The organism is Halomonas sp. IOP_6 (assembly GCF_021151565.1).
GTDB classification, from domain to species: domain Bacteria; phylum Pseudomonadota; class Gammaproteobacteria; order Pseudomonadales; family Halomonadaceae; genus Vreelandella; species Vreelandella alkaliphila.
Genome location: NZ_JAIRBO010000001.1, coordinates 600,691 through 614,477 on the forward strand (window position 1 = coordinate 600,691; position 13,787 = coordinate 614,477).

General features: G+C 52.0%; 13 protein-coding genes. 8 read left to right on the forward strand and 5 right to left on the reverse strand.

The features are described from left to right. Nucleotides 1-7 precede the first annotated feature (7 nt). The gene (epmA, locus tag K7H08_RS02845) at nt 8-988 is read right to left on the reverse strand and encodes an EF-P lysine aminoacylase EpmA (protein ID WP_231657132.1); all 981 of its coding nucleotides are present in this window, start codon (nt 986-988) and stop codon (nt 8-10) included. Between the two features lie 147 nt (nt 989-1,135). Next, nucleotides 1,136-1,702 (reverse strand): elongation factor P, encoded by a 567-nt coding sequence (efp, locus tag K7H08_RS02850; RefSeq protein ID WP_009721928.1) that lies wholly within the window; start codon nt 1,700-1,702, stop codon nt 1,136-1,138. A gap of 119 nt (nt 1,703-1,821) precedes the next feature. Here efp and epmB point away from each other — a divergent pair, with 119 nt between their 5' ends. Then, nucleotides 1,822-2,844: an EF-P beta-lysylation protein EpmB gene (gene epmB / locus K7H08_RS02855; protein ID WP_231657133.1), complete on the forward strand. Its 1,023-nt coding sequence runs from the start codon at nt 1,822-1,824 to the stop codon at nt 2,842-2,844. A 98-nt stretch (nt 2,845-2,942) separates the two neighbouring features. On the opposite strand, the gene leuA is transcribed toward epmB, so the two are convergent. Together leuA and K7H08_RS02865 are read right to left on the reverse strand one after the other, a co-directional pair. Next, entirely contained in the window at nt 2,943-4,649 is a 1,707-nt protein-coding gene (gene leuA, locus K7H08_RS02860) for a 2-isopropylmalate synthase (protein WP_231657134.1), read from the reverse strand. 16 nt (nt 4,650-4,665) lie between these two features. Beyond that, on the reverse strand, nt 4,666-5,550 hold the full coding sequence (locus tag K7H08_RS02865; protein ID WP_038485652.1) for an ion transporter: 885 nt from the start codon (nt 5,548-5,550) through the stop codon (nt 4,666-4,668). Nucleotides 5,551-5,709: 159 nt separating this feature from the next. On the opposite strand from K7H08_RS02865, the gene K7H08_RS02870 reads away from it, so the two are divergent. From K7H08_RS02870 to K7H08_RS02900, 7 genes are all read left to right on the forward strand, one after another. Continuing rightward, nucleotides 5,710-8,541 (forward strand): monovalent cation/H+ antiporter subunit A, encoded by a 2,832-nt coding sequence (locus K7H08_RS02870; protein WP_038485655.1) that lies wholly within the window; start codon nt 5,710-5,712, stop codon nt 8,539-8,541. Beyond that, nucleotides 8,541-8,873: a Na+/H+ antiporter subunit C gene (locus tag K7H08_RS02875; protein WP_038485658.1), complete on the forward strand. Its 333-nt coding sequence runs from the start codon at nt 8,541-8,543 to the stop codon at nt 8,871-8,873. The genes K7H08_RS02870 and K7H08_RS02875 overlap by 1 nt, the downstream gene beginning before the upstream one ends. Beyond that, the gene (locus K7H08_RS02880) at nt 8,870-10,381 is read left to right on the forward strand and encodes a monovalent cation/H+ antiporter subunit D (protein ID WP_231657135.1); all 1,512 of its coding nucleotides are present in this window, start codon (nt 8,870-8,872) and stop codon (nt 10,379-10,381) included. Before K7H08_RS02875 ends, K7H08_RS02880 begins: the two co-directional genes overlap by 4 nt. After that, nucleotides 10,378-10,875: a Na+/H+ antiporter subunit E gene (locus K7H08_RS02885; protein ID WP_038485664.1), complete on the forward strand. Its 498-nt coding sequence runs from the start codon at nt 10,378-10,380 to the stop codon at nt 10,873-10,875. Before K7H08_RS02880 ends, K7H08_RS02885 begins: the two co-directional genes overlap by 4 nt. Then, the gene (locus K7H08_RS02890; RefSeq protein WP_038485667.1) at nt 10,869-11,138 is read left to right on the forward strand and encodes a K+/H+ antiporter subunit F; all 270 of its coding nucleotides are present in this window, start codon (nt 10,869-10,871) and stop codon (nt 11,136-11,138) included. The genes K7H08_RS02885 and K7H08_RS02890 overlap by 7 nt, the downstream gene beginning before the upstream one ends. A gap of 28 nt (nt 11,139-11,166) precedes the next feature. Then, nucleotides 11,167-11,553, forward strand: coding sequence for a Na+/H+ antiporter subunit G (locus tag K7H08_RS02895; RefSeq protein WP_038485670.1), 387 nt, complete (start codon nt 11,167-11,169; stop codon nt 11,551-11,553). Between the two features lie 143 nt (nt 11,554-11,696). Beyond that, complete coding sequence (locus tag K7H08_RS02900) at nt 11,697-12,530, forward strand: DUF6694 family lipoprotein (RefSeq protein ID WP_319618642.1); 834 nt, start codon at nt 11,697-11,699, stop codon at nt 12,528-12,530. 49 nt (nt 12,531-12,579) lie between these two features. On the opposite strand, the gene serB is transcribed toward K7H08_RS02900, so the two are convergent. Next, nucleotides 12,580-13,785, reverse strand: a complete 1,206-nt coding sequence (gene serB, locus K7H08_RS02905) for a phosphoserine phosphatase SerB (protein WP_038485677.1) — start codon at nt 13,783-13,785, stop codon at nt 12,580-12,582. Nucleotides 13,786-13,787 lie beyond the last annotated feature (2 nt).

A 13,787-nucleotide genomic window follows, 5' to 3' on the forward strand; every position in this document is an offset into this window, starting at 1 on the left:
ATTAGTGCTAACAATTAGCTGTTGAAAATGTAAGCACGTCTTCCAGGCGTGCTTTACCCAGCGCCAGCTGAATAAGCCGATCTATGCCCAATGCCACCCCAGCGCTTTCTGGCATTCCATGGTCTAGCGCTGCTAGCAGTTGCTCATCAACATCCACCTCAGGTAAACCTAAACGGCGACGCTCGGCATTATCTTCACTGAAACGCAGCCGCTGCTCCTCAGCATCAATCAGCTCATCATAGCCATTCGCCAGTTCAACACCATTGAGATAAAGCTCAAAGCGAGAAGCGACCCACTCACCATCTGCGTCTTGATGGCGGCGCGCCAAGGCCGCTTGGCTGGCAGGATAATCCAACACAACACTCAGTTCGTTTTGGCCAAGCGTTGGTTCAATTACCATGCTCATTAACAGGTCGAGACAAGTATCGCGACTCTCTTCTGTTAGCGCATGTGCCGGCATCTGGCCACGCTCTGCAGCCAAAGTACGCAATGTGTCAATAGACGTCGTGAAGGGGTCTACCGCTAAGTAGGTATGAAACAGCTCCCGGTAACGATAGTGCACCACGGGGCCTGCAAAACTCGGCAGCACGTTAGCAACCAGCGTGGCCGTCTCATCAATCAGCTGTGCCAGAGTAAACCCTGGGCGGTACCACTCAAGCATAGTAAATTCAATATTATGGCGGCTGCCAATTTCACCATCACGAAAACTTTTAGCTAGTTGAAATATCGGCCCACTACCTGCGGCCAGCAGGCGCTTCATATGAAACTCGGGCGACGTTTGCAGCCAAAGCCTACGCTGGCCTTTATCCGTACGCGCCATGCTAGCGAGCGAGACTAAGTGCACATCGGTGCTACCACCCTGCCCCAACACCGGTGTTTCCACCTCCAGCATATCCCGCTCAGCAAAAAATGCACGCACCCCAGCGAGTATGCGTGCACGCTCGCGCAACGTTTCGATACTTGCCGTTGGCTGCCAGCTAGCCGTCATTTACGTCCCCTCCAATGCTATAAAGCCACGCATGGTCATCACGTGGCTTTATAAAGTAGATGCTTTCGCGGCTAACTACCGGTCACTCGGCAGCGCTTATGTTTGAAAAACGCTTAGGCTCGAGAAACACTTATGCTCGAGAAACACTTATGCTCGAGAAACATAGTCGCCAGAGCGCGTATCAATCTTCAGCACTTCACCCTGGTTGATAAACAACGGTACGCGCACAACCGCACCTGATGAAAGTGTGGCAGGCTTAGAACCACCCTGGGCAGTGTCACCTTTCAAACCTGGGTCCGTCTCAACCACTTCCAGTTCAATGAAGTTAGGCGGCGTAACGGAAATCGCTTTATCGTTCCAAAGCGTAATAATATAAGGCACCTGCTCCTTGAGCCATTTTTCAGTATCGCCCAACGCTTTCTTTTCAACGGCGTACTGCTCGAAGGAACCATCCGTCTTCATGAAGTGCCACATGTCGCCGTCGGTGTAGAGATATTCCATCTCCAAATCCATGACATCAGCACCTTCCAGTGAGTCACCGGATTTGAAAGTACGCTCGCCAACACGGCCAGTCATCAGGTTGCGTAGCTTAACGCGGTTAAATGCCTGCCCCTTGCCTGGCTTTACTAGTTCGTTCTCGACGATAGAACAAGGATCGCCGTCGAGCATTACTTTCAAACCGCCTTTGAATTCATTGGTAGAATAGTTCGCCATGATGCCTCTCAGTGTTTTATTTCAGTAACATAGTGCGCGAAGCCATGCTTCGCCGTTGATAATGTCGTTGTAAACGTCGTCTAATAAGTGCGCGCATGATAACCCGAAGGAGGGCTTTTTTGCAGGAGAACATTATTATCGCTGATAAGCGCCCGTCTACCCAGATTTACGCGTCATGGCAGCGGCAGCTTTCCCAAGCGATTCGCGACCCAGTCACTTTGTGCAAGCGCTTAAACTTGGACGACAGCTGGCTGCCTGGTGCTTCTACTGGGCACCAGCTGTTTGAGATCTGTGTTCCCGACGCCTATCTTACGCGCATTGACCCCAACGACCCCAATGACCCTCTGCTCCGCCAAGTACTGCCGGTAAGCGATGAAGCCTCAACACCGCAAGGTTACGTCACCGACCCGCTAGAAGAAGCAGAGCATCAGCCTGTTAAGGGGCTCATTCATAAGTACGCTGGCCGCGTGCTGTTAATTGCCAGCCCCGCTTGTGCAATCAACTGCCGCTACTGCTTCCGGCGCCATTTCCCCTACAGTGACAACTCCCCTTCCAGAGCGCAGTGGCAGGAAGCACTGGACTACCTGCGCGCCGACACCACCCTTCATGAAGCGATTCTTTCTGGCGGAGACCCGTTGGCCGCCAACGATCGTCAGCTGGCGTGGCTGGTGGAGCAGCTTGAAAATATTCCGCATCTCAAGCGGCTGCGCATTCATACACGTCTACCCGTAGTGATCCCCGACCGGGTTGATGATGCCCTTCTTGGCTGGCTAGCGGCGACACGCTTGCAAAAAGTTATGGTACTGCATATTAACCACGCCAATGAGATTGACCAAGCGGTCATTGATGCCTGCACACGCTTAAAGCAAGCGGGTGTGACGCTGCTCAACCAAAGCGTGTTACTACGCGGAATTAACGATAGCGTCAGCACCTTGGCTACTCTGTCCGAACGCCTGTTTGAAGCGGGAGTGTTGCCCTACTATCTGCATGTGGTCGACCCCGTACAAGGTGCCGCCCATTTTGATGTCCCCGATGAGGAAGCCAAAACACTGGTTAAGCAGTTACTTGAACACTTGCCAGGTTTCTTAATGCCACGCTTAGTGCGCGAAGTGCCTGGCAAGACTAGTAAGACGCCGCTGTAGTTCCCATAACCACGCTAGCTGTCATCACCACCTTAGCTAACGATAAGGAGGCCAACGCCTCCTTATAGGTCTGCTAGCGATCACGTTCAATCGGGTATTTACCCTAACGTTTCTGCAGTGACATTGGCAGCCGGCGCTTGGGTAGAGTGATGACGGTTAATGGCACTAAGCACACCTTTCATCGACGCGCTGGTGATGCTTTCGTCGGTACCAACACCAAACACTGCTTTACCATCAATGCGCACCTCAACATAGGCGATTGCTTCAGCATCGGCCCCTTGTCCGCGGGAGTGCTCATGGTAATCAATTATTTCCACCTCTTGGCCGCTAGCCACCAGCGCTTTCACAAACGCGGCCAAGGGGCCGTTGCCCTCACCGGTTACTGTTTGGCGCTCACCTCCGCTTTCCAGTATCGCTTCAAGCGCAACTTTAGGGCTTTCTGGCTCAGAGGAAAGGCGATGGCTTATCAGCGCCAGCGGCGAATACTGCTCCAAGTACTCATCAGCAAACGCCTGGTAAATCATTTGTGAGGTAATTTCGCGCCCAGTTCGGTCAGCGACTTCCTGCACTACTTGGCTAAACTCAATCGACAGCCTGCGCGGCAGTTCAATGCCGTGCTCCTGTTCCAGCAGATAGGAAATACCGCCTTTTCCAGACTGACTGTTAACACGAATTACTGCTTCATAGCTACGCCCCACATCCAGCGGGTCGATAGGTAAATAGGGTACATCCCAAGGCGCCTCAGGATGAGCACGACGATCTGCCATGCCTTTTTTAATCGCATCCTGATGCGAGCCTGAAAACGCAGTAAATACTAAATCGCCAACGTAGGGATGGCGCGGATGGACGGGTAACTGATTGCAGTACTCGACCTCGCGCATAATGGGCGTAATGTTGGAGAAGTCCAGGTTCGGGTGAACGCCTTGAGTATAAAGGTTCATCGCAAGCGTCACGATATCTACGTTCCCAGTACGCTCGCCATTGCCAAACAGCGTACCCTCCACCCGGTCAGCACCGGCCATTAGCGTCAACTCTGCCGCCGCCACGCCAGTACCGCGGTCATTATGAGGGTGCACACTGACAATCAGCGTGTCGCGCTTTTTAACATGACGACAGAACCACTCAATTTGATCAGCATAGTTATTGGGTGTTGCGACTTCGACGGTGGCCGGTAAGTTAACGATCATCCGGTTATCAATGCTAGGCCCGAAGGTATCCATCACCGCTTCGACAATTTCCACCGCAAAGTCCATCTCCGTGGTGGTGAATAGTTCAGGCGAGTACTGGAAGGTCCAGTGAGTCTCTGGATTAGCGGCCATTAAATCGCGGATTTGCGCCGTTGCATCAACGGCGATCTGCACGCACTCTGTTTTATCTACATTAAACACTACCCGCCGAAACATCGGATCGGTGGCATTGTAGACGTGCACAATGGCGTTTTTAGCGCCTTTAAGGGCTTCGAACGTGCGTTCAATTAAATGCGGACGCGCCTGGGTCAGCACTTGAATCGTCACATCATCAGGAATTTTATCTTGCTCAATCAACGAACGGACAAAGTCGAAGTCAGTTTGTGATGCCGATGGGAAGCCCACCTCAATCTCTTTAAAACCAACGTTCAGCAGTAGATCGAACAAACGCTGTTTGCGTTCTTGATCCATGGGGTCGATTAACGACTGGTTGCCATCGCGCAAATCTACACTGCACCATATAGGAGGCATTTCGATACGCTGACTAGGCCAACGGCGGTCAGGCAATTCAACGGCCACGAAGGGGCGATATTTTTTAGAGGGATCGGACAACATCATGACGTCGCTCCTGTCGTTAATCTGTTTTTGGCAACCCTGTATTAGGTTGGTCGGTTTGGTCACTTGAAGCTGATAGAGTGCCTTTATGGGCCATGGCAGCCTCCATACGATCAAGCTGCGCTTTTAACGTATGCACGTCGCTACGCAGAGCTTGCAATTGAGCTGAGTCGCCTTCGCCGCTATCCAACTCCATCTGCGCACTCTCCTTTTGCATAACATCGAGCACGATACCAATCATCATATTGAGGAAAATAAACGCGGTAAGAAATATAAACGTCAAATAATAGATCCAACTCCAAGCATAGACCTCTTGGGTGGCATACATAACGTCAGTCCAATCTTCAAACGTAGCGATGCGAAACAGCGTGAGCATCGCTACGGAAATGTTACCCCATAAAAAGTCGTCAACGTTATGGAATAAAAAGCTACCCAGGGCAGCATAGATATAAAAGATGATAAACATCAGCAGTACGACATAGCCCATCCGGGGGACCGACTTCACCAACGCTCCCAGCAACATTTGTAGCTCTGGAATCATCGACACCAAGCGCAAAACACGGAAAATTCGCAGCAAGCGTGCCAGCAGTACCATCTCCGAGTCGTCCATGGGGATCAGGCTAGCGGTCACTATCAGAAAATCGAAAACATTCCAACCCTTCTTAAAAAAGCTGACTAAGTTGCGCTCGGCTGCCATTCTGATCAAAATCTCAATCAGAAAGAACACGGTTACGGCAATATCAAGATAAAGCAGCCACTGCTCTATTCGGGAGGTTTCCTCATAGGTTTTCGCGCCTATTACCAAGGCAGAAATCACAATGATGGAAATCACGGCGCCTTCAAACAGCTTGTTTGAGCGCAGCTTTTCGAAGCGGGCTTGCCAGGTATTGAATGGTTCACTCATGGAACAGGGAGTCTCTAAACGGTTAACGGCATCACTTTATACTAAAATCACGTACTTACTATACAAGTGATATCCTGTTGTTTCACTTGAAGTATCTCCGCCACCCAGGTAGCGATTGCCACCTTGGTGTTTCACGATTTTTTTGCGCTGGATAAGCCCATGACACTGCTGTGGATAGCCTTACTGCCCCTGTTAGGCGTGCTGGTGCCGGCATTAAATGCCAAGCGCGGCCGCACCCTGTGCTCGCTGGCGACAAGCATACTGCCTGCTGTTGCCCTGCTGCTGACACTGTTGCAGATCCCCGCCCTGTTAAAAGGCGAAGCACTGCGTTTTAACGCGGCATGGATGCCTGAGCTAGGCCTTGAGCTGGCATTTCGTTTAGATGGCCTGTCGTTGCTGTTTAATCTTTTGATTATTGGCATCGGTCTGCTGATTTTATTGTATGCACATTTTTACCTAGACAAAGATGAGCCATTCGGACGTTTTTATGCCTTCCTGATGCTGTTTATGGCATCGATGGTGGGCATTTCGATGTCAGACAACCTCATCTTACTCTGGTTATTCTGGGAACTAACCAGTCTTTCGTCATTTTTGCTGATTGGCTTTTGGTCGTACCGTAGTGATGCACGTAAAGGTGCCCGCATGGCGCTTACCGTTACCGGCGCTGGCGGCTTGGCCCTACTAGCGGGTCTCCTACTGCTGGGTGATATGGCCGGCAGCTATCGAATGGACGATGTACTTAGCAGCGGTGCTGCCATCGTCGCCGATCCTCGCTATCCGCTGATGCTTGGGCTGGTTCTACTCGGTGCATTTACCAAGTCAGCTCAGTTCCCTTTCCAGTTTTGGCTACCTCATGCCATGGCGGCTCCAACGCCAGTCTCAGCGTATCTGCACTCTGCCACTATGGTGAAAGCGGGTATTTTTCTGATGGCACGCTTACACCCTGCGATTGCTGGCAGCGAGCTTTGGAGCGTAGTGGTGCCGCTCATAGGTACTATCACGCTACTCTACGGCGCTTGGTTTGCCCTGTTTAAGACTGACCTAAAAGGAATTCTGGCGTTCTCAACCGTCAGCCACCTAGGCTTGATCACCGTATTATTGGGTATTGGTAGCCCAATGGCGGTGTTAGCAGCTCTGTTTCATATTTTGAATCATGCGGCCTTCAAAGCGGCCCTGTTTATGAGCGCAGGAATCATCGACCATGAAACAGGCACCCGAGAGCTCAAGCAATTAGGCGGCCTAAAAAAGGCGATGCCTGTTACAGCACTGCTTACCACATTGGCCGCTGCTGCCATGGCAGGTGTACCGTTATTTAACGGATTCCTTTCCAAAGAGATGTTCTTTACCGAGACGTTAGCAACCCCTGTACTAGGTGGGCTTAGCTGGCTACTCCCTGCGCTAGCAGCGTTAGGAGGCATTCTTTCTGTGGCCTACTCGGTGCGCTTAGTGCATGCGGTATTTTATAAACCTGCTACAGAAGCAACGCCTAAAGCGCCTCACGAACCTCCTCATTTGATGCGGTTACCGGTGGAAATCCTCGTAGCGCTTTGTGTCTTAGTCGGGCTTTTCCCCGCCTTTTTTGCCACTGACATTTTACAACTAGCGACACAAGCCGTATTGGGCGAGCCACTTGATTTCCACTTGGCTATTTGGCACGGCATCAACTTGCCATTGATGATGAGTGGGCTGGCCTTTGTTGTAGGCATCACACTGTATTGGCGTCATGCGGATCTACGCCGTTTTGTGCAACCATTCCCCAGTATTGATGCGCGTCGCGTCTTTGAACGCTTTATCGTTACCCTTGGTTATCGTGCCGAACAACTCATCACAAAGCTTGAAGGCAACTCTCTTCAGCGCTATATGGGCTGGCTACTTTTTGCGGCATTACTGATGGGTGTCATTGGCTTGGCAAGCATTGACGGCTTAACTGGCTCGAAAGGCAATCAGCCAATTGATGGTATTGTTTTATTAGGTGCTGGCATGCTGATATTCGGGGGAGTAGCGACGGCTGCTACCCATCGATACCGGTTAATCTCACTACTGATGCTTTCGGTCGTAGGCTTATTCGTTGCCCTCACCTTTGCACGCTTTTCTGCCCCAGACTTAGCACTGACTCAGCTATCGGTAGAGGTTGTTACCATGATACTGCTGATGTTAGCGCTATTTTTCTTACCCCAAAAAACGCCGCGTGAATCGAGCCCCAAGCGCAACGTACGGGACATGTTACTGGCAGGCGCATTAGGCTTAGTGGTGGCTAGCCTTAACTATGCGGTGATGACACGTGAGACGCTGTCGATTTCTGAGTTCTTCGTTGAAAACAGTAAACCTGGCGGCGGCGGGTACAACGTCGTCAACGTGATCTTGGTCGACTTCCGTGGTTTCGATACGCTTGGCGAGATTACGGTGCTGGCCATTGCTGGCCTAGCCATCTTTAAACTATTAAACCGACTACGGTTGTTTATCCCACATAGCGATGGCGAAGGTCGTGTTTGGTCGCCTGATCGCTACCCCGCCATTTTAACGTCGATTTCTATGACGTTACTGCCGCTGGCGCTGCTGGTTTCTGCGTTTATCTTCTTACGCGGCCATAACCAACCTGGCGGCGGATTTATCGCCGGCTTGATTACGGCTGTCGCGCTTATCTTGCTGTATATGGCACGCGGCGTTGAGTGGGCACAAGAGCGCCTAAACTTCCCCTTCCAGCCAGTGGCCGTGGTAGGCGTTGCCATTGCAACACTTACAGGGCTGGGTAGCTGGCTTTTGGGCTATCCGTTCCTGACGTCATCATTCGGTTATTTTACGCTACCACTGATTGGCACCTTTGAACTGGCTACCGCTCTGCTCTTTGATCTTGGCGTTTATCTAGCGGTTGTAGGTGCAACGCTGATGATTCTGGCCAACCTGGGTAAAGTCACCACGCCACACCGCCCCGTCACCGAACCCAAAGCAAGCGATGATTCGAGTACGCCTAATAACAAGGAGTCCCACTAATGGAAATGCTCTATGCCATTACAACGGGCATATTAACTGCGTGCGGGCTCTATCTAACACTGCGCGGGCGTACGTTCCCCGTTGTGGTTGGTCTGACGCTGCTCTCCTACGCGGTCAACCTATTTTTGTTTTCCATGGGAGGCTTAACCACGGATGGCGCTGCTCTGGTAAATGAAGGCACGAACATTGCTGACCCACTGCCCCAGGCACTGGTATTAACAGCGATCGTGATTGGTTTTGCGATGACCGCCTTTGTGGTCATCCTGGCCATGCGTGCACGCAGCGAAGTAGGTAACGACCATGTCGACGGCAAAAAGGAAGACCACGAATGATCCAGCATCTGATTGTATTACCCGTGGTGCTACCGTTAGTCGCGGGTATTTTGTTGCTTTATCAACGCCAGGGCTTGGTGCGCTATAAGCGCACCGTCAGCGTTGTCGCCTCGATACTTCTGCTGTTCGTCTCAATAGCGCTGGTCAACCAAGCGGCGAGTGGTGACATTACTTACTACGCGCTGGGCGACTGGCAGCCACCGTTCGGCGTGGTGCTGGTGCTGGATCGCTTGTCGGCATTGATGGTGTTAGTCACCGCTATTTTAGCGGTCGGTGCGGTCATTTTTGCCTGCGGCGGTGACGATGAAAAAGGCAGTAACTTCCACGGCCTATTTCAATGGCAATTGCTAGGCATTAACGGGGCCTTTTTAACCGGCGACCTGTTTAACCTCTTCGTATTTTTCGAAGTGTTACTCCTGGCCTCTTACGCATTACTGCTGCACGGTGGTGGTAAAGCACGTATCCAAGCCAGTGTTCACTATGTCGTGCTTAACTTAGCGGGCTCCTCACTGTTCCTGATCGCTGTGGGCATTTTATATGGTGCAACGGGCACGCTGAACATGGCTGATATGGCACACAAGCTGTCCAATCTACCCGCTGAGCGCGAAGGCTTAGTCACCGCAGGGGCATTGATGCTGCTGGTAGTTTTCGGTTTAAAAGCGGCTATTTTGCCTCTCTACTTTTGGCTCCCCCGCGCTTATGCAGCAGCTCCCGCACCAGTGGCAGCGTTATTCGCCATTATGACAAAGGTGGGGATTTACGCGATTTTGCGCGTTTATTCGCTGATATTCAGCGATCAGGCAGTTGGTCTAGTCGCACTGGAACAGCCCTGGGTATGGTGGTTAGCGCTAGCAACGCTAGCCGCAGCGGGTGTTGGCGTTATCGCCGCACGTGATTTACGCCTGCTGGTCGCGTATCTGGTGCTTATTTCGGTAGGCACGTTACTGGCTGGCATTGGCATGCGCTCACCTGCCGCGACATCAGCACTTCTCTATTATCTCATTCACACCACGCTGATTACCGGGGGACTTTTCCTGCTAGCGGAGATGATTGGCCTACAGCGGGGGAAACCCGGCACGCGCATCGTTAAAGGCCGACCATTGGTACAAGGCAATGCACTGGCGCTTACCTTTTTTATCGGAGCTATTGCCGTGGCCGGGCTACCACCGCTATCCGGTGCGTTAGGGAAGGCACTCATGCTTAACGCCGCCGAAGGTGGTGAGCGCCTGTGGCTTTGGCCGCTATTACTATTAACGAGCCTGGCGTCGTTAATTGCGCTATCTCGTGCAGGCTCTACGCTGTTTTGGCGCAGCCACCGTGGCAGCCCAAGCGGCAGCAACCTCTCTCGCTACCAATGGATTGGCATGCTGTGGCTGCTTAGCGCGGCACCACTAATGGTCGCCTTTGCAGGGCCCGTGAGTAGCTATACCCAGGCCACGGGAGAGCAGTTGGCCAACCCGCAGCTGTTGATTAATTCGCTTCTGCCTGATGCTGGAGACGCCCAATGATTGCCCCCCGCGCTTGGCTCCCTACGCCGGTACTATCGCTGCTGCTGCTGTTAGTATGGCTATTACTTGTGCGTAGCTTTGCATTTGGTCAGATTGTGCTCGGCGGCGCGCTGGCCATCCTCATTCCGTTATTGACCCATCGCTTTTGGGACGCACGCCCCCGCATTGGTAAACCGCTTAAACTCTTGCGTTTTGCGTTTCGCGTACTAGGCGATATCGTCATCGCCAACTTCGAAGTTGCGTACTTAATTGCTAACCCCTGGCGTAAAGTCAAACCACACTTTATTGAATACCCGCTGATGCTTGAAGAACGCTTCACCATTACACTTCTCGCAAGCACCATTAGCCTAACCCCAGGAACAGTTTCAGCGAATTTGAGGATGGACGGAAAATCGTTGCTCATTCATGCACTTGATGTAGACGACGAGGACGCCCTAATTGCCCAAATTCGCGAGCGCTATGAGCGCCCCCTTAAGGAGATTTACGAATGCTAAGCGCCGCACTCGTGATCACTTTAGCGCTAGTGGTAATGGCGCTACTGATGAATCTTTATCGCCTAACCATTGGCCCCGACCTGCCAGATCGCGTGCTGGCGCTCGACACTATGTATGTCAATTCAATTGCGCTGATCGTACTGCTGGGGCTGTGGCTCAACAGCAAGACCTACTTTGAGTCTGCGCTGTTAATTGCCATGCTCGGTTTTATCAGCACGGTGGCCGTATGTAAGTACATTTTACGCGGGGATATTATCGAATGAACCGTGTAACGTCTCAGGAGATGCGCTAATGTCGTTTTTTGTCGAAGCGCTGATTTCACTACTGCTGGTAGCAGGCGGTATTTTCGTCTTTATCGGCTCACTGGGTCTCGCTCACCTAAGAGACTTCTACATGCGCCTCCATGGCCCTACCAAGGCCACCACACTCGGCATAGGCTGCATGCTTGTCGCCTCAATGGGTTACTTTTGGAGTATCGATGGCAAGCCTGACGTACAAGAACTGCTAATCACGCTGTTTTTATTCATTACCGCACCGGTTAGCGCTCACTTGCTCGCCAAAACGGGTCTTCACATGCAGCTCAAGCACGTAGATAAAACCCAGGGCAAACCGGTAGAACTCCGCTCAGAAGAAGTCGGTGAAAAACCTGTCCCGCACCCTGACAAGGGACATGGCTAAAAGGCAGGAACATCCGTTCTTGATCGCTAAGCGCTGGCTGAAACGCCAGCGCTTTTTATATGTCAACGACGCGAGATAGTAGTGGGAAGCGACACTTTCCGGTAAGCTCCTTGCGTTTTGTTAGCCTGTTTTGAGGTAATTATATGTGGAGCCTGCTTAGGTTGTCGGCACTGTCATTAACCACGTTGATGATAGCGGGTTGCTCAGACCCCAAAATAGACACAAGCTCAATGCCAGCCGCCGTAGTTTCGGTTGAGAAAGTGCGCGACTCACTCCCCGCCTACAAGCGCGATGAGTTTGATCAAGCATTAACGATCATTGCCATGTCATCGTTTAGCGGCATCGATTTACTCAATGCCCAACGTATGAATGCCGCCGAAATTGCCGAGTCAGCGAATGCCTACATGCATGGCCTAACGGGTGATGAGATTATAGAGCGCGCCGATAAAATGCTGCGCGAACGCCGTGCCCGCGAACGCGAGCAGGCGCTGCAAACGCTTGATCGTCTAGAAACCAAACAAGCGCGGGCCGAACACGATCAACAACAGCGCGCCCAAGTGAGCATTGAAAGTGCCGATTACTACATCAGTACCAGCCCCTATGGCGCATTCGAACCTGTCATTGATCTTCAGGTAACGAATGGTTCTGACCAAGAGGTATCAGAACTGTTTTTACATGGCGTATTGACCAGCCCAGGACGCGAAACAGCGTGGGTCGATGAAACGTTTTACTATGTTATTGCTGGCGGCCTAGCCCCCGGTGAAACCGCACAATGGAGTCTTGCCCCCAACCGCTTCGGCCCCTGGGGTAATGATCAGATTCCCCGCGATTCACAGCTAACCTTAACGCTACTGGGGATAAATAACGCGCAAGGTGAGCCACTTTGGAACTCACCATCGCTTAGCGAAAATGAGGTCGCTAAGCTAGAAGCCCTGCGTGCGGAGTATGGCGGTGTTAACGCTCATACTGCCAACTAGGGCTAAGGCGGTGCTAAGGCACCGCCTGTTCACTTGGTAGCGCTATCAGTCAGTCGATCAAATCTGCTTCCCGATAGCCAATTAAATACAGTACCGCATCAATTCCCAACGTTGAAATTGCTTGACGAGCTTGTGCGCGAACCATCGGCTTGGCGCGAAATGCAATACCAAGCCCCGCTTTTGCCAGCATTTTCAGATCGTTGGCACCATCACCAACGGCAATGGTCTGCTCTAAGGTAAAACCTTCACGTAACGCAATTTGCTCTAAAAGGTCGGCTTTGCGCTGCGCATCGACAATCGGTTCTTTCACATCGCCGGTCACTTTGCCATTTTCAATGACCAGCTCGTTGGCGTGGATTTCGTCAAAACCGAGCTTTTCCTGAAGATGGCGAGCAAAGTAAGTAAAGCCCCCAGACAGTATCACCGTGCGGTAACCAAAGCGCTTTAAGTTCGCCATTAGTCGCTCAACGCCGTCCATTAATGGCAGCTCGGCAGCAATCTCTTTTAAGACCGACTCGTCTAAACCGGCTAGTTTACTCATACGCTCGCGGAAGCTTTCTTGAAAATCCAGCTCGCCACGCATCGCTCGTTCGGTCACGTCGGCGACTTCATCTCCGACCCCATGGCGGCGAGCGAGCTCGTCAATCACCTCAGTCTTGATCAGCGTCGAGTCCATATCAAAACACACTAAACGACGATGCCGACGCCAGATAGTATCTTCTTGAATAGCAATATCGACACCATGCTGGGCACCTAGCGCGAGCGCCTTTTCGCGTAGGGCTTCTAGCTCTACATCACTGCCTCTGAGCCAACATTCAACGCAAGCCCCGTTAGCAGGCGAGTCACCTTCAAGCGCTTCGCGGCCTGAAAGACGGTGAATTAGCTCAACAGTGAGACCAAACTCTGCGGTCAGCGATCCTACTTCAGCTAATATGCCGGCAGGCAGCTTGGGGGCTAGCAGGCTTAAGATTAGTCTTGGTTGGCTGGCTTGCTCACTCCAGCGCTGATAGTCGTCGCCACTCACCGCAATTGCCTGCACGTCTAAACCGAGCGTATCTCCCGCTTCACTAAGAGCGGCTTCCAAAGCGCTGTCCTGATCAAGCCCCACCAGCATTTCCAAAGAGAGCATGCCAAACGTCACGCTTTGATTAATATCCAACAGCCGGGCACGCCCAGCCGCCAACGCATTACCCAGGCCAGCTAACTGCCCTGGGCGCGCAACCCCGGTTGCACGAATCAAATAACGTGTTGCCATGA

What these genes read in the sequence shown, in the direction of transcription:
- epmA (WP_231657132.1), bottom strand. Translation starts at nt 988, where the DNA reads ATGACGGCTAGCTGGCAGCCAACGGCAAGTATCGAAACGTTGCGCGAG.
- efp (WP_009721928.1), bottom strand. Translation starts at nt 1,702, where the DNA reads ATGGCGAACTATTCTACCAATGAATTCAAAGGCGGTTTGAAAGTAATG.
- leuA (WP_231657134.1), bottom strand. Translation starts at nt 4,649, where the DNA reads ATGATGTTGTCCGATCCCTCTAAAAAATATCGCCCCTTCGTGGCCGTT.
- K7H08_RS02865 (WP_038485652.1), bottom strand. Translation starts at nt 5,550, where the DNA reads ATGAGTGAACCATTCAATACCTGGCAAGCCCGCTTCGAAAAGCTGCGC.
- K7H08_RS02870 (WP_038485655.1), top strand. Translation starts at nt 5,710, where the DNA reads ATGACACTGCTGTGGATAGCCTTACTGCCCCTGTTAGGCGTGCTGGTG.
- K7H08_RS02875 (WP_038485658.1), top strand. Translation starts at nt 8,541, where the DNA reads ATGGAAATGCTCTATGCCATTACAACGGGCATATTAACTGCGTGCGGG.
- K7H08_RS02880 (WP_231657135.1), top strand. Translation starts at nt 8,870, where the DNA reads ATGATCCAGCATCTGATTGTATTACCCGTGGTGCTACCGTTAGTCGCG.
- K7H08_RS02885 (WP_038485664.1), top strand. Translation starts at nt 10,378, where the DNA reads ATGATTGCCCCCCGCGCTTGGCTCCCTACGCCGGTACTATCGCTGCTG.
- K7H08_RS02890 (WP_038485667.1), top strand. Translation starts at nt 10,869, where the DNA reads ATGCTAAGCGCCGCACTCGTGATCACTTTAGCGCTAGTGGTAATGGCG.
- K7H08_RS02895 (WP_038485670.1), top strand. Translation starts at nt 11,167, where the DNA reads ATGTCGTTTTTTGTCGAAGCGCTGATTTCACTACTGCTGGTAGCAGGC.
- K7H08_RS02900 (WP_319618642.1), top strand. Translation starts at nt 11,697, where the DNA reads ATGTGGAGCCTGCTTAGGTTGTCGGCACTGTCATTAACCACGTTGATG.
- serB (WP_038485677.1), bottom strand. Translation starts at nt 13,785, where the DNA reads ATGGCAACACGTTATTTGATTCGTGCAACCGGGGTTGCGCGCCCAGGG.